This window comes from Micromonospora sp. DT31 (assembly GCF_049841795.1).
Taxonomy (GTDB): Bacteria; Actinomycetota; Actinomycetes; order Mycobacteriales; family Micromonosporaceae; genus Micromonospora.
In genome coordinates, this window is the sequence record NZ_JBNCKZ010000003.1 from 347,227 (window position 1) to 364,707 (window position 17,481).

A 17,481-nucleotide genomic window follows, 5' to 3' on the forward strand; every position below is an offset into this window, starting at 1 on the left:
CGGTCGGTCTGTTTCTGCCATAGCTCCGCGGTGGGGGCGGGGGGGGGGGGCGGCGCCCCCCGCCCCACCACCCACCGTGATCATTACCGCAGCTCAGTCACGACATGCCGGGGTGTCGGTGTCCCCATCGCCGGGTAGATGAGCGTACGGTGGTTCGAGACGCCCGGGTGGCCGGCTCGTGGCGTGACGGCCAGCGAAGCGGGACGGAGGCAAGCCCATGCGCCCAGTACGCTTCGTCGCCCTCTCCGAGGACGGCCAGGCCCTGGTGCTCGCCGACGAGGTGGGGCGACTGCTCGCCCTGCCGATCGACGAGCGCATCGCCACCGTGCTGCACGCCGAGCCGGGTTCGGCCTCGCTCGCGGTGGTGCCCGCCAGCACCGACCCGACGCCGTCGCTGTCCCCGCGCGACATCCAGGCCCGGATCCGCTCCGGCGAGTCCGCGGAGGATGTCGCCCGCATCGCCGGTGTGCCGGTCGACCGGGTGCTGCGCTACGCCGGCCCGGTGCTCCAGGAGCGGGCCATGCTGGCCCAGCACGCCCGCCGCACCCGGCTCAAGGGCGCGGAGAAGCCGACCCCGCTGGCCGAGGTGGTGAACGGCCGGCTGGCCCAACACGGCATCGACACCGAGAAGATCTCGTGGGACGCCTACCGCCGTGACGACGGCACCTGGCGGATCATCGCGACCTGGCCGTCCGGCAAGGCCACCGCGCAGGCCGTCTGGGACCTGGACAAGACCCGGCAGAACGTCATCCCGCACGACGACATGGCGCAATACCTGTGCGCCGAGCGGCCCACGCCGATCCTCGGTCAGGAGCCGGCGCCCGAGCGGGGCGGCCACGCGCTGCCCGGTCCGTCGCGCGGTGAGCCGAGCCGGGGCGGGCACGGCCTGCCGTCCGGGTCGGAGCACGCCCGACCGGCCCGGGACCCGATCCGCGCCGGCCGGGACGCGCTGCTCGCCTCGCTGGACCGGCCGCTCGGCGGCACGTCCGGTCGGGGTCTCGACACCCGTTCCCCGGCCGCGATGGCCGGCCCCGAGGCGCCCCGCCAGCGGGCGGTCGCCGGCGGTGCCGCCGCGCTGCTCGGCGGCGGGCAGGGTTCGGCGTTCGACGACGACTCGGACGCCCCGAAGGAGGTCCCGGCCGTGCCCTCGCTGGCCGTGCTGCGACCGCGGCGCACCGGCCCGGTCGCACCATCCGGTTCGGGCACCGAGTCCACCGACGCCAACGGCAAGCCGCGTAAGCGGCTGCCGAGCTGGGACGACGTGCTCTTCGGCAGCGGGCCGGCGGCCCGCGAGTCCTCCTGACCCTGCGGTCCACCCTGGTACGCGACGTCTCCGGTCGCGCGCGACGTTCGGACGCGCCGCGATCGGAGTCGTCATGAGGCACTCGAAGTGCCGGCGTGCCAGGGTGGACACATGGAGTACACGAACCTCGGACGCACCGGCCTGTCCGTGAGCCGCCTCTGCCTCGGCACGATGAACTTCGGTCCGCAGACAGACGAGCCGGACAGCTTCACCATCATGGACCGGGCGCTGGAACACGGGATCAACTTCTTCGACACCGCGAACGTGTACGGCTGGAAGCCCGGTGAGGGCGTCACCGAGCAGATCGTCGGCCGCTGGTTCGCCCAGGGCGGCGGACGCCGCGACAAGGTCGTCCTGGCCACCAAGGTGTACGGCAAGATGGGCGAATGGCCCAACGAGCAGGGTCTGAGCGCCAGGCACATCATCCGGGCCTGCGAGGACTCGCTGCGCCGTATGCAGACCGACACCATCGACCTCTACCAGATGCACCACATCTCCCGGACCACGCCGTGGGAGGAGATCTGGCAGGCGATGGAGACGCTCGTCGCCCAGGGCAAGGTGCTCTACGTCGGGTCGTCCAACTTCGCCGGCTGGCACATCGCCCAGGCGCAGGCCGCCGCCGGCCGGCGCAACTTCCTCGGCCTCGTCTCCGAGCAGTGCATCTACAACCTGCTGACCCGCCACGTCGAGTTGGAGGTCGTCCCGGCCGCCCAGCACTACGGCCTGGGTGTCATCCCCTGGTCGCCGCTGCACGGCGGGCTGCTCTCCGGAATCATCCGCAAGATGGCCGACGGCAGCGCGGCGCGTGGCACCAGCGGCCGCTCGGCGGACGCGCTGGCCGAGCACCGGCCCACCATCGAGGCGTACGAGAAGCTCTGCGCCGATCTCGGCCACGACCCCGCCGATGTGGCGTTGGCCTGGCTGCTCTCCCGGCCGGGCGTGACGGCCCCGATCGTCGGCCCGCGCACCCTGGACCAGCTCGACCGCAACCTCGGCGCGCTGGACGTCCACCTCGACGAGTCGACCCTGACCCGGCTCGACGAGCTGTTCCCCCCGGTGGGCAACGGCGGCCCCGGCCCCGAGGCCTGGGCCTGGTAGGTGTAAGGAAGGGCCCCTTCTTAACGCCTCCGGTACAGGAGGGGCCCCTTCTTAACGCCCAGCCGCCAGCGGCCAGGCCGCCAAGCGCTCGTAACGGGCGCGGCTGCCGGGGTGGCTGCGCACCAGCACCAGCTCACCGACCGGCCACTCCGGTCCGGCGTACCCGTGCAGGGCCTCCCGGTCGGCCCGGACGTCCGCCGGCGCCACCCGGTCGCCAGGGCGGGCGATGGTCAGGTGCGCGCGGAACGGCTTCTCGTCGTACGGCAGCCCGGCGGCGCGCAGTCCACCCCGCACCAGCCGGGCGAGCATGTCCAACGCGTCCGCGTCGCCGCGTACGTCCACCCAGAGCACGGCGGAACGGCCCTGCCCGAAGCTGCCCCCGCCGCCCAGCCGCAGCCGGGGCGGCTCGGCCCGACCGTTCCGGAACTCCTGCGCGGCGCGCCCGAGCGCGTCCTGCGCGTCGGCCAGCCGGCCGTCCGGCACCTCGCCGAGAAAGGCCAGCGTGAGGTGGAGGTCGGCCGGGTCGGCGAGCCGCACGCCGGCGTCGGAGGCCGCCGCGACCCGTAAGCCGGCGATCCGCCCGGTCAGGTCGTCGACCGCCGCCACCGGCGGGTAGACCGCCGCGAAGAGTCGCACCCGGTCAGCGGTGCCGCTGGTGGTGAGCGGCGCGGGCAGCGGGCAGGGTGAGCCCGGCGGCGTGCAGGAGGCCTTCGACGCGTACCCGTTCGATCTCCCGGTCGACGCCGTCCAGCTCGACCAGGTGCTCGGCGATGCCGAGGGCCTGGCAGGCCGCGTGCAGCCGGTCGTCGTACGCCCCGATGACCGCACCGTGCCACACCACGCTGCGGTCGGCGGCGGCGCGCCGGTGCCCGCCGAGCCGGCGCAGGTCGGTGGCGAGCTGTTCCAGCGGGCGGCGGTCCGCCCGGTCGAGTTCGGTGAGGTCGATGTCGCGGGTCAGCGCCTCGGCCTCGATGGCCCGGTCGAGCCGGGCGATGGTGCGGTGCTCTCGGCGTTGCTCCCGCCACTCGGCCCACCCGCAGACGACCCGGTCGAGGATCTCGTCGAGGCAGAAGGCCAGGGCGAGCAGGGCGGGCAGGCAGCAGACAGCGAGGATCGCCAACGCCAGCAGCAGACCCTGCCCCACCTCCACACATCGAAGCTAAGCCCTGCCGCACCCACCTGCCACCGGTTTCGCGAATCGGGTCGGTATGTGGGGTGAAGAGGGCTCTCCTTCTACTCGGCCCCGGCGGACACCACGTAGAAGCGGGGCATGGGCAGCACCCGCATGCGCAGCCGCCCGCCCGAACGGCGCAGCTGCCAGGCGAGCGCCAGCAGCGCGGCGGTCAGCGAGATCAGACCACCGATCCAGATGCTCGCGCCCGCGCCGAACCGCTCCGCGACCCAGCCGATGATCGGCGCCCCGATCGGGTTGGTGCCCAGGAACACCAGCACCCACAGCGCCATCACCCGTCCCCGGAAGGACTCGTCGACACCGAGCTGCACCCGCTGGTTGGCGGCCTGGGCGAAGTAGACCATGAAGAACCCGGCGGGCAGCAGCAGCGTCACCACGAGCCAGTACGCCGGGGCGAGCCCGACCAGGGTGCCGAAGCTGGCGCAGCCGATCGCCGCGCCGATGACGAGCCACACCGAGGGCCGGCTGCGCCGGCCGGTGCCGGACAGCGCGCCGACCAGCGCGCCGACTGCCAGTGCGGTGCTGAACAGGCCGAACGAGGCGGCGCCCGTGTGGAACACGGTCTTGGCGAGCGCCGCGAGGGTGAGCTGGAAGTTGAACAGGGTCATCCCGATCACCGACATCAGGACCATCGGCAGCAGGATGTCGGGGCGGCGTGCGACGTACCGGAGGCCGTCGACCACCCGCGCCTGGTCCCGTTCTCCGGACGGTGGCAGGTCCTTGCGGTGCAGTTCGCCGGCCCGCATCCGGACCACGTTGACGAGTGGGGCGATGGAGCTGAGCGCGGTGAACAGGAAGACCGGGCCGACGTCGAAGGCGGCGATGGCGAGGCCGGCGACGGCCGGGCCGACGATCCGGGCGGAGTTGAACACGGCGGCGTTGAGCGAGAGCGCGTTGGGCAGCAGCGGCATGCCGACCAGTTCGGAGACGAACGCCTGCCGGACCGGGGTTTCCACCGCGTTGGCGGTGCCGAGCAGGGCGGCGAACGTGAAGACGTGCCAGAGCTGCACCAGGTCGGTGAGGACCAGCAGGCTCATGCCGAGGGCCAGCACGGTCCAGAACGCGTTGGCGACGAAGAGCAGCATCCGCTTGTCGTAGCGGTCGGCGAGCCGCCCGGAGATCAGCGTGAGCAGGAGTACGGGGGTGAACTGCAACGCGGTGACCACGCCGAGTGCGGTCGCGGAGTTGTCGCTGAGCTCGAGGACGAGCCAGTCCTGGGCGATGAACATCATCCAGACGCCGATCAGTTTGATCAGCTGTCCGGTGGCGAAGAGTCGGTAGTTACGGACTCGTAGGGACTGGAACATCGTGCTCAGCTTGGCCTGCACTCTAGGTGCGCCTCCTTGCGACGGTACGCTTCATCCACGGCGGACGAAGCGAACCGCGCGACGCGATGTCAGGCGCGTGCGATTCCCTGGAGGATGTCCGCGGCCCGCCGTAGCGTGTCCCGTTCGTCCTCGGTGAGCGCGGCCAGCCGGGTGGCCAGCCATTCGTTGCGGGCCCGCTCGAACTGTTCGAGCACGGCCCGTCCCCCTTCGGTCGCCGCCAGGATGACCTGTCGTCCGTCGGTCGGGTGGGGGGTGCGCTGCACGAGGCCGCGCTCCTCCAACTTCGCGACGATCTTGGTCATCGTCGGTGGCTGCACCCGTTCGACGTCGGCCAGTTCCCGTGGCGTGAGGGCGCCTGCCAGCTTGAGGCTGGTGAGCGCCGACAGCTGGGTGACCGTGAGGTCGCCGACCGGCCGGGCCTGTCGGACCCGCCGGTTGAGTCGGGTGATCGCATCTTGCAGCTGGGGGGCCAGCTGCGCCGGTGGCACGCGTTTCGCCGTCACCGTCCGCTCCGTCACGTTGTTAGCCTAACTAATGAGCCTGGCTAACGACGCGCGTTATGACCAGGCTCACCAGTTCGTCGCTCACTGCACGAGGGACTCGACCGGCCCACGCAGGAAGTAGATGATGAACAGCACCGCCACGCCGTACAGCAGGGGGTGGACCTCACGGGCCTTGCCCTTGGCCACCTTGAGCAGCACGTAGCTGATCACGCCGGCCCCGATGCCGTTCGAGATCGAGTAGGTGAACGGCATCAGCGCGATGGTGAGGAACGCCGGGATGGCGATCTCGTAGTCGGTCCAGTCGATCGTGCGGACCGCGGTCATCATCAGGAAGCCGACCACCACCAACGCCGTGGACGCGGCCTCGAACGGCACGATCGTCGCCAGCGGCGCCAGGAACATCGCCAGCAGGAACAGACCACCGGTGACCAGGTTGGCCACCCCGGTCCGGGCCCCCTCCGCGACACCCGCCGCGCTCTCGATGTACGAGGTGTTGCTCGACACCGAGGCCGCGCCACCCGCCGCGGCGGCGACGGAGTCGACGAGCAGGATCTCCTTGGCACGCGGCGGGGTCCCCGTCTCGTCGAGCATGTCCCCTTCCTGGCCGACCGCGACCATCGTGCCCATCGTGTCGAAGAAGTCCGTGATCAGCAGCGTGAAGACGAACATCAGCGCGACCAGCCAGCCGGCCCGACCCCACGAGTTCAGCACGTTGAACTGCCCCAACAACGACAGGTCCGGCAGATCCACGATCTGCTTGGGCAGTTCGGGCACGTTCAGCGCCCAGCCCTTGGGGTTCACCTTGCCGTCGGCGACGGACGGGCCGATGTTGCCGATCGCCTCCACCACGATGGCCAGCACGGTCGAGGCGAGGATGCCGATCAGGATGGCGCCGCGCACCCGACGGGCCACCAGCACCAGGGTGACCAGCAGGCCGACCACGAAAACCAACAGCGGCCAGCCGACGATCTTGCCGCCGATGCCCAGCCCGACCGGCACCGTGGTGTTCGCCACGTCCGGGATGCGGCGGACAAAACCGGCGTCCACCAGGCCGATGATGGTCAGGAACAGGCCGATGCCGACGCCGATCGCGGTCTTGAGCTGCGTCGGCACCGAACGGAACACCGCGGTACGCAGGCCGGTGAGCACCAGCAGGCCGATCAGGACACCCTCGATGACCACCAGGCCCATCGCGTCCGCCCAGGTCATCAGCGGCGCGATCTCCTTGGCGACGAGCACGTTCACGCCCAGGCCGGCCGCGAGCGCGATCGGGAACCGGGCCACCACCCCCATCAGGATGGTCATCAGGCCCGCCACCAGCGCGGTCGCCGCGGCCAGCGCCGGGATCGCCAGGGTGTTCCCGAACTTGTCCTCCGCGCTGCCGAGGATCAGCGGGTTCAAGACCACGATGTACGCCATCGTGAAGAACGTGGCGAAGCCGCCGCGGATCTCCCGGCTCAGCGTCGACCGGCGGGCGGAGATCTCGAAGAAGCGGTCGAAGGCGTTACGTGGGTGCGCGGGATCCGGCGGCGTGCCGTGATCCGGCGGCGGAGCAATGGACATCGGTTCCTCATCTTGGTCATGGCCGGTTTGCCGCGCGCATCGTCCCAGATCACCCGGCCGACAGGGAAGAACGATCACGTACGCTGGGCCGGTGCCCCAGGAGCAACCACCGCGGCCGGAGCCGCTCGACCCGCCGATGGTGCCGTTCGCCGTCGCCGGGCTGATCGCCTGGGCGGTGGCCGGTCTGGTGCTGCTGCTCTTCTTCCGCGACTGGCTCACCGAACACGGCCGTCAGAACTGGCTCTGGACCTGCCTCGCCGGTTTTCTGTGGGGCTTCCCCGGTCTGGCCACGATGATGCGCCACGACGCCAACCGCCGCCGGCGTCGGGCGGCCACGGCGGACCGCTCCCGCTGACCGGTCAGGAGTGGCCGTACGGCTCCGCCGGCTCGGTCGCCTCCACCGAACCCGGCGCCCGGCTGACCGTCAGGGCCTCGACCGCGCTGTCGTCGTAGATGGTGGGCAGCTCGACGACAGGCGTCTCGGCCGTCTCGACAAGCGTCTCCGAGTGCGCCCCGCACCCGTGGTCGGCGCTCACCACCCGGCCGTCGTCCGGGGCGTAGAAGTTGCCGCAGGCGCCGAACGCCTGGCGCAGCGCGCCGGCCAACGGGAGGTAGAACCCGCAGGTGCCGCAGCGCGCGGCAGCCGGCGCGGCGGCCGAGATGGCGGCGTCCGGGCCGTGATCGCCGTCGTACCAGCGCTGGGCGGCGTCCGCGCGTCCCTCCCGGGACAGCACCCGTGGCCGGCCGAGGCCCAACTCCCAGGCGGTCTCCTCCACGGCCGGGTCGTCGGAGAGCAGATAGCCGGGGGCGAGCCGCTCGTCGTCGGTGGGGGTGGGCAGCAGATCACCCGGACCGAGGTCACCCGGCTTGAGGCGTTCCTGCCAGGGCAGCCAGCCCGGGGCCAGCAACGCGTCCGGGCCGGGCAGCAGCACCGTCTCGCAGATGGTCACCTGCCGACTGCGCGGCACCCGGGTCACCGTGACGGCCCAACGCCAGCCGCGGTAGCCGGCCATCCGGCATTCGAAGTAGTGGGTGACGACGCGGTCGCCCTCGGCGACGGCCTGGAGATGGTCACCGACGTCGGTGGGCTCCACCTCGGTGATCGCGTCGCGGGCCACCTCGACGGCGGCGGCGCAGACCTGGTCGAGCCGGGGAGCGCGGGCGGAGGCGGGCCTGGTCACCCGACCATTGTTCCCCATGCCCGTCGACGGGCGACAGGCACTCCCCGGAGTCGTTTCTCCGCGGGTGATGCGGCGCAGGTGGAGCCGATGGGCGAGGATGGACACATGGCGCTGTCCTCCCGCTCCGGCCGCTCCTTTCTCGGGCGGTCCGTGGGCACCGGCATCCGCGCCACCCGGGTGCTGCTGCGGGGTTCGCTGCACGGCGGCCGGTGGATGACCCGCCGCGCCGGCACCGCCCGGGCCCGCAGCGCCGGCAACGAGGTGGGCATGGTCCGCCTGTTCGACCTGCACGCGCTCTCCTGCGCCGGTGACACGTTGATCGCCATCGGGCTGGCCGGCACGATCTTCTTCGACGTGCCGTTGGGCGAGGCACGCAACAAGGTCGCCCTCTACCTGCTGGTGACCATGGTCCCGTTCGCCATGCTCGCCCCGGTGGTCGGCCCGCTGCTCGACCACTTCCGCCACGGCCGGCGGTACGCGTTGGCCGCCACCATGCTGGGGCGGGCGTTCCTGGCCTGGATGATCTCCGACTACATGGGCGGCTTCGGGCTCTACCCGGCCGCGTTCGGGGTCCTCGCCCTCTCCCGGGCGTACGGGGTCGCCCGCTCGGCGGCGGTCCCCCGCCTGCTGCCCGAGGGGTTGGGGCTGTCCCAGGTCGGGGCACGCGCCAGCGTCTACGGCACGGTGGCCGGCGCGCTCGTCGCGCCGATCGGCCTGGCCGCGTTCTGGTTCGGGCCGCAGTGGCCGCTGCGGGTCGCCTCAGTGATCTTCCTGACCGGCATGGTGATCTCGCTGCGGTTGCCGCCGAAGGCCGACTCCGAGCCGCCGGAGCGACTGCCGAACCCGCTGCGGGCGATGCGCCGCGGCGACGGGGAGCGCCCGCTGGGCCGGGGCCGACCCGCCGGCCGCCTGGTGATCGCCACGTTGATCGGTGCGGCGGCGCTACGCGGGCTCTACGGCTTCCTGTTGCTCTTCCTCGCGTTCGCGATCAAGGGCGGCGACCTGACCACCGACTTCTTCGGCCGGGACCTCGGCGCCCAGGGCGCGCTGGGCCTGGTCGGCGGCGCGCTTGCGGTGGGCACCTTCCTGGCCACCGCCCTCGGCACCCGGTTGCGTATCCACCGGCCGACCGCGATCCAGTCCAGCGGCACGATCATCGTGGCCGGCGTGGCGGTGCTCGCCGCGCTCAAGTTCTCGCTGCCCATGGTGGCGCTGCTCTGCCTGGTGGCCGCGCTGATGAGCGGGATCGCCAAGTTGGCGGTGGATGCCTCGATCCAGGAACGGATCCCGGAGCGGCTGCGGGCCAGTTCCTTCGCGCATTCCGAGACGGCGCTGATGCTCGCGTTCGTGGCCGGCGGCGGGCTCGGGCTGGTCCCGTTCACCGGTCTGATCGGCGTGACCGTCGTCGCCGCCGTGGCCGCCCTGGTGGCCGTACGCGGGGTGCTGGTCGCCAGCCGGCTGCGCGGCGAGCACCTGGCCGGCCGGCCGCTCGGCGACGAGGAACTGGTGGCGGAAGAGGCCACCCGGGTCGAGGAGCCGCCGGCCGGCGCATCGGACGACCCGACGCCCACCTCACCGGCTCCGCGCCGATCCGAACCAGTCGACGACGACGGCCTGGCGCCGCCCGGCTTCCACATCTATCGCCCCTCGTCGTCGGTCGGTGGCCCCGGCACGGCGGACGACAACGAGCGGCGTGACCCGCGAGGGCCGGTGGCATGACCGGCTTGCTCGTGGTCACGGCGGTGCCCGCCGAGGCCGAGGCGGTCCACGCCGGCCTGACCCGGCCGGATGTGACGGTGCGACCGGTCGGTGTCGGCCCGGCCGTGGCGGGCGCTGCCACCGCCCGGCTGCTGGCGCTGGCCGAGGCGGCCGGCCGGCCGTACCGGGGCGTGGTCAGCGCCGGCATCGCCGGAGGTTTCGTCGGGCGGGTGGCCGTGGGCGGCACGGTGCTGGCCGACCACAGTGTCGCCGCCGACCTGGGCGCCGAGTCGCCGGCCGGCTTCATCCCGGTCGAGGAACTGGGCATGCCCGCCGAACTGCTCGGCGGCGGCCGGATCATGCCCGCCGACCCGGGCCTGCTGGGCGCGCTGCGCGCCGCCCTGCCCACGGCCACCGTCGGCACGGTGCTCACGGTCAGCACGGTGACCGGCACCGCGGCCAGCACCGCGGCCCTCGCCGAACGGCACCCGGACGCCGTGGCCGAGGCCATGGAGGGGTACGGCGTGGCCGTGGCCGCCGTGCACGCCGGTGTGCCCTTCGCCGAATTGCGTACGGTCTCCAACCCCATCGGCCCGCGCGACCGGGGCTTGTGGCGGATGCGGGAGGCGTTCGACGCGCTCACCACCGCGGCGGCTGTCCTCCGCTGACCGGCACGTGCCGCATCGCCGCAGGCCGGCCGGACTCGACGCCGAAGCCGCACGCGTGGAGGAAGATGATTCCCGGATGCCCGGTCAGCGCACGGGCGCAGACCGGGCCGATCGCCCCGAGCAGCGCCTCGACGAGGCGCCGGCCGATGCCCAACCGCCGGTACGCGACGGCGACGAGTACGCCGTCAATCACCACCTCCCGGTCCTGCGGGCCCCCGCGGTCGCCCCACCGAAGGTGTGGGCTCTCGTCGTGCGCCCGCAGTTCGCCGACGAGCCCGCCGTCCGGCATCTCGGCCACGAAGCGCCACGCGGTGGCCGGCACGGTGGGGCCGGTGACTCGGCGCACCCGCACCGACCGTCGAACCTCCTCCCGCTCCCGGCGCTCGTCCCGGTAGTCCCGGTTCAGCCGGTAGGTGGCCGGCGGCAGGGGCAACGGCCACAGTCGCGGCGGCAACGTGTACCACTCGGCCCACCAGGCGCCGGGCCAGTCCCGCGGCTCGCGCACCTCCCAGACGTCGAGGTGCGCGGGGTAGCGGCGGCCCGCCTGGTCGCGTAGGTCGTCGTGGGGCACCGGCGCTGCCTCCCCGCTCGGCGTGTCCGCCTTCCCGCCCGGCCCGGGGTCGACGGTGACGTCCAGCCGGCCACCGGCAGCGCGGATCAGACGCTCCACCGTCCGATACCGGGGGTCGGCGACCCGACCGGACTCGACGCGGGCGACCGCCGACTGCGGGACTCCCGCCCGAACGGCCAGTTCCCGCTGGCTCAGATCGGCCCGCCGCCGCAGCCGGCGAAGCAGGTCGGCCAGGTGGGCCGGGTCCGCCAGGTCGGCGCCGGGGGAGATCGAGGGGATCGGCTCGGCCACACCAGCAGCGTGCCGGGCCGCGACCGCTTCCTCAACAGCACGTCCCCCGCCTGTGGATAACTCTGTGGAAACTGGCCGACAGCCGGCGCGGCATGTGGATAACGAGTGCCTTTCGAGCTGAGTCGGCGGTGATATCGCGTACAGCGTCTCCAACGGGCCGGGCCGGGGCGGACGAAAGCCGGGGCGGACGAAAGCCGGGCGGACGAAAGCCGGGCGGACGAAAGCCGGGCGGACGAAGGCCGGGCGGCTGTGAGTCGTTACTGATGTCAGCTCGACAGCGAACCGCGAGGAAGGTACCCGGGGTGCGCCCAGGGCAGGGGCCGCGAGGCGGTGACCTCCCCCACCGGGCTGCCGGGGGTGCGGGGCGGCGCGGCGGCCGGGGTTACGGTGGAGGCGTGGCGCTCTTCCTGGCGATCTCCCCCTGCCCGAACGACACGTTCGTCTTCGACGCCCTGGTGCACGGTCGGGTGCCCGGCGCGCCGCCGGTCGAGGTGACCTACGCCGACGTGGACGTCACCAACACGGCCGCCGAGCGGGGAGCGTTCGATCTGGTCAAGGTCAGTTACGCGGCCCTGCCGTGGCTGCTCGACGACTATCACCTGCTGCCCTGCGGCGGCGCGCTGGGCCGGGGCTGCGGCCCGCTGGTGCTGACCCGCGGCGACCGGGCCGACCTGTCCGGCGCGACCGTGGCGGTGCCCGGCGAGCGGACCACGGCGTACCTGCTGTTCCGGCTCTGGGCGGCCGACCAGGCACCGGCGCGGATCGAGGTGGTGCCGTTCCACGAGATCATGCCCGGCGTGGCCGCCGGACGGTACGACGCCGGGCTGGTGATCCACGAGGCGCGCTTCACCTACCCGCGGCACGGGCTGACCGCGCTGGTCGACCTGGGCGAGTGGTGGGAGGGTGACACCGGGCTGCCGATCCCGCTCGGTGCGATCCTGGCGCGGCGCGGCTCGGTCGACCCCGCCGATGCCGCCGACTGGATCCGCGAGTCCGTCCGACAGGCCTGGGCCGACCCGGAGGCCAGCCGGGAGTACGTCCTCGCGCACGCCCAGGAGATGGAGCCCGACGTGGTGGACCGGCACATCGGCCTCTACGTCAACGAGTTCACCGCCGACCTGGGCGCGGCCGGCTTCGCCGCCGTGGAAGCGCTGCTAGGCCGGGCTGCCGACGCCGGGCTCGTCCCTCAGACCTCCAGCTCGCGCGCCACCGCGTGGACCAGCTGAGCGATCTTCTGGGCGGCCTTGCGGTCCGGGAAGCGACCGCGGCGCAGGTCCGGCTGCACCTTCACCTCCAACACCTTGATCATGTCTTCGACCAGGCCGTGCAGCTCCTCGGCAGGCCGGCGGCGCAACTCCGCCACGGACGGCGGCGCCTCCAGCAGCTTGACCCCCATGGCCTGGGCGCCCCGACGGCTGTCCACCACGCTGAAGTCGACCCGCTGCCCACCTTTCAGGTCGGCGACACCCGCCGGTAGCGCGCCCTTCGGCAGGAACACGTCGCCACCCTCGTCACTGGTGACGAACCCGTATCCCTTGGCCGCGTCGTACCACTTCACTCGACCCGTCGGCACCTGTTGAACCCCGCTCCACTCGAACCGTCTACCCCTCCAAGGCTAGCCCGATGATCCGGTCGAGCGCCCTCGGGAATTCGACGAGATCATCCAGCACCACGTACGCCCCGGCCTCGGTCAGTTCGTCCGCCGAGCACGGGCCGGTCGCCACCGCCACCCCGGGGATGCCGGCGGCCCGCGCGGCGGCCATGTCCGCCACGTGATCGCCCACGTACAGCGTCGCGCCGTGCTCCCGCAACGCCACCGCCTTCTGCTCGGCGAACACATTCCCGGCCAGTTCGTCCACGGGCAGCCCGAGGTGATCCAGGTGCAGCTTCGCCAGCCGCCCGATCTTGGAGGTCACCAGCATCACCCGGCCACCGCGCTCCCGCACCGCGCGCAGCGCGGCCTCCGCACCCGGCATCGGCACGGTCGGAGTGATCGCGTACGCCGGGTACAGCTCCCGGTAGAGCGTCACCGCCTCCTCGACGCGCTCCGGCGGGAACCAGTGCGCCAGCTCGGTACGCAGCGGCGGGCCCAGCCGGGACACGGCAAGTTCCGCGTCCACCGGTACGCCCGTGCGCTCGGTCAACGCCCGGTAGGCGGCGGCGATGCCGGGGCGCGAGTCGACCAGAGTCATGTCGAGGTCGAAGCCGACCATCAGCGGAGGCATGCCGAGAACCTACCCAGCGGGCTAGCGTGGTACGACGATGACCACCTCACTCGCCGACCACCTGCGGGCCCTCCCCGACGAGTCGCTCGCCGCCCTGCTCCAGCTGCGACCCGACCTCGTCGTGCCGGTGCCGGCCGACGTGCCCGCCCTCGCCCTGCGCGCCCAGTCGCGGGTCTCCGTGGCCCGGGCGCTCGACGGGCTGGACCAGTTCACCCTGCAGATCCTGGACGCCGCCCGGCTCACCCGTGACCCCGACGGCGTCACCTGCACCGACCAGATCCTGGCCCTGGCCACCGCCGGACCGCAGCCCCCCGCCCCGACCACGGTCCGCGCCGCCGTCGACCGGCTCCGGGCCCGGTTCCTGCTGTACGGCCCCGAACACGACCTGCACGTGGCCGGCGGCATCGACGAGGTCTCCCCGTACCCGGCAGGGCTGGGCCGGCCGGCGGCGGAGCTGGACCCCCGCGTGGCGGCCCTCTGCGCGGACCCGGCGAAACTGCGGCGGTCCCTGCTGTCCGCGCCGCCGTCGGCCCGGGCGGTGCTGGACCGGCTCGCCGCCGGGCCGCCGGTCGGCACCGTGGCCCCCGGCGCGCTGGACGCGCCCGCGATCGGCGACGACGACGTGCTCCCGCCCGACCTGGTCAACGGCGGGGCGCCGACCGGCTCACCGATCCGCTGGCTGGTGGAGCACCGGCTGCTGGTGCGGATGTCAGGTGGCCGCAACGGCACCGTCGAACTGCCCCGTGAGGTGGGGCTGGTGCTGCGCCGCGACACGGGCCCGCTCGGCCCGCTGCGCACCAGCCCGCCGCTGGTGTCCGCCCCGCCCCGGGAGGTCAAGGCCGTCGACTCGGCCGGCGCCGGGCAGACCATGGAGGTGGTCCGGCACACCGAGTCGCTGCTCGATGCGCTCGTCGCCGAACCGGCGCCGGTGCTGCGCTCCGGCGGCGTCGGGGTACGGGACCTGCGCCGGCTCGCCCGTGGCATCGGGCTGGACGAGTCCACCACCGCACTGCTGTTCGAGGTGGCGTACGCGGCAGGGCTGACCGGGGAGCGGGAGCTGGCCGGGACGGTCACCACCCGGTACGGCGGCGATCAGCAGATCCTGCCCACCGGCGGGTACGAGGTGTGGCGTGCGGCGTCCCTCGCCCTACGCTGGGAGCAACTCGCCCGCGCCTGGCTGGCGATGACCCGGCAGACCGGCCTCATCGGGCAGCGCGACGACCGGGACCGGCCCATCTCGGTGCTCTCCGCCGAGGCGGAACGGGCCGGCGCGCCGGCCGCCCGGCACGCGGTCCTCGCCGAGCTGGCCGACCTGCCGCCGGGCACCGCGCCCACCCCCGACGAGGTGTTGGAGCTGCTGGACTGGCGGGCGCCCCGGCGGGCCCGGGGGCGGGAGGCGGCGCACCGGGAGGTGCTGACCGAGGCGGCCCGGCTGGGCGTGACCGGGCTGGGTGCGCTCACCACGTACGGGCGGCTGCTGCTCGCCGAGCTGACCGACGCCGACGAGCGGGGGGCCGACCCGCTCGGGCTGCGCTCCGACGCCGAGTCGGGTGACCCGTCGACGGCGGTACGCGCACTGGACGGGCTGCTGCCCGCCCCGGTCGACCACGTGCTCGTGCAGGCCGACCTGACCGTGGTGGTGCCGGGCCCGCCCGACCCGGCGCTCGCCGCCGAACTGGACGCGGTCGCCGAGCACGAGTCGGCGGGCGGGGCGAGCGTGCACCGGGTCACCACCGCCAGCATCCGGCGGGCGTTGGACGTCGGCTACACCGCCGAGGACCTGCACGCGCTGTTCCGCCGCCGCTCCCGTACCCCGGTGCCGCAGGGACTGACCTACCTGGTGGACGACGTGGCGCGCAAGCACGGCGGGCTGCGCGTCGGCTCGGCCGGCGGATATGTGCGCAGCGACGACGAGGCGCTGCTCAGCGAGGTGCAGGCGGACCGCCGGCTGGAGCCGCTGGCGTTCCGCCGGCTGGCCCCCACCGTGCTGGTGACCACGTACCAGGTCAACCGGATGCTGACCGCGTTGCGTGACGCCGGGTACGCCCCGGTGCCCGAGGACACCAGCGGCGCGATGGTGCTGGCCCGGCCGAAGACCCGATGGGCGCCGGCCCGCGCGGTGGTCGGGCGGACGGTGGACCCGCTGGCCACGCCGAGGCTGCCGATGCCCCGCCTGCTCGGCGTGGTGGAACAGATCCGCCGCGGCGACGCGGCGGCCCGGGCGGCGCGCCGGGCCCCGGCGGTGGTCCGGGGCGGCGCGGCGGTCACCGGTCCCACGCCGGCGCCCGGACACGGCGATGCGCTGGCGGTGCTCCAGCAGGCGGTACGGGACCGGGCGCTGGTCTGGGTGGGCTACGTCGACGCGCACGGGGCCACCGTGTCCCGGCTGGTCCGGCCGGTGTCGATAGGCGCCGGCTACCTGCGGGCCGAGGACGATCGCACGGAGATGCTGCACACGTTCGCGCTGCACCGGATCACCGCCGCGGTGCTGGAGGAGTGAGGTCTCACCGCCCGTTACGGCGCAACGCGCCGATCACCGACACGGCCAGCAGCAGCGCGAACGCCGCACCGGCCGACTCACCGACCGAGTCGACGAAACCCTGCTGCTGCACCAGCCACCCGAACAGGAACCAGCCGAAGACGGCCGCCGCGGCGGTCGCGTACCCGAACAGGACCGCGGTGGGGACCTCCTGCTGCCCCGGCCGCTCCTCCTCGGTGAGCATGTCCTGGTCGACCGTCATGGCAGCCCCTCCCGCCCCGTGCTGGACCCGGCTTCCAGGTTGACATCAACCGGGCCGCGCGGACAGGGGTTAAAACCCTGATCCGGGCGGCCCGGTCACGGGTCCGGGTCGGTTCAGGTGCCGGGACGGCGGCCGACCACCACCACGCGGGTGCCGATCGCGCCCAACTCCCAGAGACGCACCGCGTCGCGGTGCAGCAGGTTGACGCAGCCGTGCGACCCGATCGCGCCGTTGTGCAGGTAGGTGGTGGTCTCGTGGAACCCGATCCCCCCGTTGAACTGCTGCCAGTACGGCAGCCACACCTCGTACGGGTTGGACCACTCGCGCGGGTTCCGGCGGCCGACGGAGTACGTGCCGGTCGGGGTGGCGTAGCCGGACATGCCGGTGCGGGTGACCGTGGGACCCATCACCACCTTGCCGCCGCGCATCGCCCACACCGTCTGCCGGGTCAGGTCGATGCAGAAGGTGAGCCGGGAGCCGGCCCGGCAGCGTGCGGTGTCCGTGCCGACCAGCCGTTTCGCCACGTCGTACGTGGTGGGGCCGGCGCGGCCGGAGGCCGGGCTGACGCCGTACCGGAGCTGGAACTTCTTGATCGCGGCGCAGTCGGCGGCGGACTGCGCACCGTCCACGGTCAGCGTCCCGAAGCCGCCCAGCCGGCTCAGGTAGCTCTCCACGGCCCGCTGGTGCTCCCCCGTCGGGCAGCCGACGGGCTGGTTCGCCTTCGCCTTCGCCTTCGGCTTCGGCTTCGGCTTCGGCTTGCGCGGGGTCGCCGGCGTGTCCGGCGTCCGTGGGGGTTTCGGCGCGGCCGTCCGGCTCGGCGCCGCCGACGGGGACGTGACCGGCTGCTCGGACCCGGGCGACGCGCTCGCCCCCGATGGCCCCTCCGTCAGCCCTACCGGCGTGGGGGTGTTCCCCCTGCCGCCTGGCGGCTGCGGATCGTGCGCGCAGGCGCCGACCCCGACCAGCACGGCAACCGCCAGGGCGGTGACCCGGGTGATAAACCGGACACGCTTCATGGGCCCTCCCTAGGCAGTTGTCCCGGTTGCTAGACGTGTGGGTCGAGTATGCGGTTGCATGTCCAGCGGACTTTTTTGCCGACGCCCCGGCGTGCAACACTGG

Annotated in this window: 18 protein-coding genes; 7 read left to right on the forward strand and 11 right to left on the reverse strand. The window is 73.3% G+C overall.

Annotation, left to right across the window (positions count from 1 at the left end; translation table 11 throughout):
- Positions 1–217: 217 nt before the first annotated feature.
- On the forward strand, positions 218–1,303 hold the full coding sequence (gene sepH / locus ACLQ2X_RS08090; RefSeq protein WP_425680331.1) for a septation protein SepH: 1,086 nt from the start codon (positions 218–220) through the stop codon (positions 1,301–1,303).
- 111 nt (positions 1,304–1,414) lie between these two features.
- On the forward strand, positions 1,415–2,401 hold the full coding sequence (locus ACLQ2X_RS08095) for an aldo/keto reductase (protein WP_425680332.1): 987 nt from the start codon (positions 1,415–1,417) through the stop codon (positions 2,399–2,401).
- Positions 2,402–2,452: 51 nt separating this feature from the next.
- Here the strand turns inward: ACLQ2X_RS08095 and thpR are convergent, their stop codons facing one another.
- The 5 genes from thpR to ACLQ2X_RS08120 form a co-directional block, all read right to left on the reverse strand.
- Positions 2,453–3,037 (reverse strand): RNA 2',3'-cyclic phosphodiesterase, encoded by a 585-nt coding sequence (gene thpR / locus ACLQ2X_RS08100; RefSeq protein ID WP_425680333.1) that lies wholly within the window; start codon positions 3,035–3,037, stop codon positions 2,453–2,455.
- Positions 3,038–3,041: 4 nt separating this feature from the next.
- Complete coding sequence (locus ACLQ2X_RS08105; RefSeq protein WP_425680334.1) at positions 3,042–3,551, reverse strand: hypothetical protein; 510 nt, start codon at positions 3,549–3,551, stop codon at positions 3,042–3,044.
- Between the two features lie 83 nt (positions 3,552–3,634).
- On the reverse strand, positions 3,635–4,921 hold the full coding sequence (locus tag ACLQ2X_RS08110) for an MFS transporter (protein ID WP_425680335.1): 1,287 nt from the start codon (positions 4,919–4,921) through the stop codon (positions 3,635–3,637).
- A gap of 68 nt (positions 4,922–4,989) precedes the next feature.
- Positions 4,990–5,439: a MarR family winged helix-turn-helix transcriptional regulator gene (locus ACLQ2X_RS08115; protein ID WP_425680336.1), complete on the reverse strand. Its 450-nt coding sequence runs from the start codon at positions 5,437–5,439 to the stop codon at positions 4,990–4,992.
- A gap of 66 nt (positions 5,440–5,505) precedes the next feature.
- Positions 5,506–6,987 (reverse strand): NCS2 family permease, encoded by a 1,482-nt coding sequence (locus tag ACLQ2X_RS08120; protein WP_425680337.1) that lies wholly within the window; start codon positions 6,985–6,987, stop codon positions 5,506–5,508.
- Between the two features lie 91 nt (positions 6,988–7,078).
- Here ACLQ2X_RS08120 and ACLQ2X_RS08125 point away from each other — a divergent pair, with 91 nt between their 5' ends.
- On the forward strand, positions 7,079–7,342 hold the full coding sequence (locus tag ACLQ2X_RS08125; protein WP_425680338.1) for a DUF2530 domain-containing protein: 264 nt from the start codon (positions 7,079–7,081) through the stop codon (positions 7,340–7,342).
- Positions 7,343–7,346: 4 nt separating this feature from the next.
- Here the strand turns inward: ACLQ2X_RS08125 and ACLQ2X_RS08130 are convergent, their stop codons facing one another.
- Positions 7,347–8,186, reverse strand: a complete 840-nt coding sequence (locus tag ACLQ2X_RS08130) for a DUF3027 domain-containing protein (protein ID WP_425680339.1) — start codon at positions 8,184–8,186, stop codon at positions 7,347–7,349.
- Positions 8,187–8,273: 87 nt separating this feature from the next.
- Here ACLQ2X_RS08130 and ACLQ2X_RS08135 point away from each other — a divergent pair, with 87 nt between their 5' ends.
- Positions 8,274–9,887, forward strand: a complete 1,614-nt coding sequence (locus tag ACLQ2X_RS08135; RefSeq protein WP_425680407.1) for an MFS transporter — start codon at positions 8,274–8,276, stop codon at positions 9,885–9,887.
- A complete protein-coding gene (locus tag ACLQ2X_RS08140) occupies positions 9,884–10,534 on the forward strand; it encodes a futalosine hydrolase (RefSeq protein ID WP_425680340.1) in 651 nt (216 codons plus the stop codon). Before ACLQ2X_RS08135 ends, ACLQ2X_RS08140 begins: the two co-directional genes overlap by 4 nt.
- On the opposite strand, the gene ACLQ2X_RS08145 is transcribed toward ACLQ2X_RS08140, so the two are convergent.
- On the reverse strand, positions 10,506–11,396 hold the full coding sequence (locus tag ACLQ2X_RS08145; RefSeq protein ID WP_425680341.1) for a GNAT family N-acetyltransferase: 891 nt from the start codon (positions 11,394–11,396) through the stop codon (positions 10,506–10,508). The genes ACLQ2X_RS08140 and ACLQ2X_RS08145 overlap by 29 nt on opposite strands.
- Positions 11,397–11,791: 395 nt before the next feature.
- Here ACLQ2X_RS08145 and ACLQ2X_RS08150 point away from each other — a divergent pair, with 395 nt between their 5' ends.
- The gene (locus ACLQ2X_RS08150; protein ID WP_425680342.1) at positions 11,792–12,622 is read left to right on the forward strand and encodes a 1,4-dihydroxy-6-naphthoate synthase; all 831 of its coding nucleotides are present in this window, start codon (positions 11,792–11,794) and stop codon (positions 12,620–12,622) included.
- On the opposite strand, the gene ACLQ2X_RS08155 is transcribed toward ACLQ2X_RS08150, so the two are convergent.
- Complete coding sequence (locus ACLQ2X_RS08155; RefSeq protein ID WP_425680343.1) at positions 12,583–12,969, reverse strand: cold-shock protein; 387 nt, start codon at positions 12,967–12,969, stop codon at positions 12,583–12,585. The genes ACLQ2X_RS08150 and ACLQ2X_RS08155 overlap by 40 nt on opposite strands.
- A gap of 28 nt (positions 12,970–12,997) precedes the next feature.
- A complete protein-coding gene (locus tag ACLQ2X_RS08160) occupies positions 12,998–13,621 on the reverse strand; it encodes an HAD family hydrolase (RefSeq protein WP_425680344.1) in 624 nt (207 codons plus the stop codon).
- Positions 13,622–13,658: 37 nt separating this feature from the next.
- Between ACLQ2X_RS08160 and ACLQ2X_RS08165 the strand changes: the two genes are divergently transcribed.
- Entirely contained in the window at positions 13,659–16,121 is a 2,463-nt protein-coding gene (locus ACLQ2X_RS08165; protein ID WP_425680345.1) for a helicase-associated domain-containing protein, read from the forward strand.
- Positions 16,122–16,125: 4 nt separating this feature from the next.
- Here the strand turns inward: ACLQ2X_RS08165 and ACLQ2X_RS08170 are convergent, their stop codons facing one another.
- Positions 16,126–16,362 carry a hypothetical protein gene (locus tag ACLQ2X_RS08170; protein WP_425680346.1) on the reverse strand — a complete coding sequence of 79 codons (237 nt, stop codon included), beginning with the start codon at positions 16,360–16,362 and terminating at the stop codon, positions 16,126–16,128.
- A 113-nt stretch (positions 16,363–16,475) separates the two neighbouring features.
- On the reverse strand, positions 16,476–17,378 hold the full coding sequence (locus ACLQ2X_RS08175) for a L,D-transpeptidase family protein (RefSeq protein WP_425680347.1): 903 nt from the start codon (positions 17,376–17,378) through the stop codon (positions 16,476–16,478).
- Positions 17,379–17,481 lie beyond the last annotated feature (103 nt).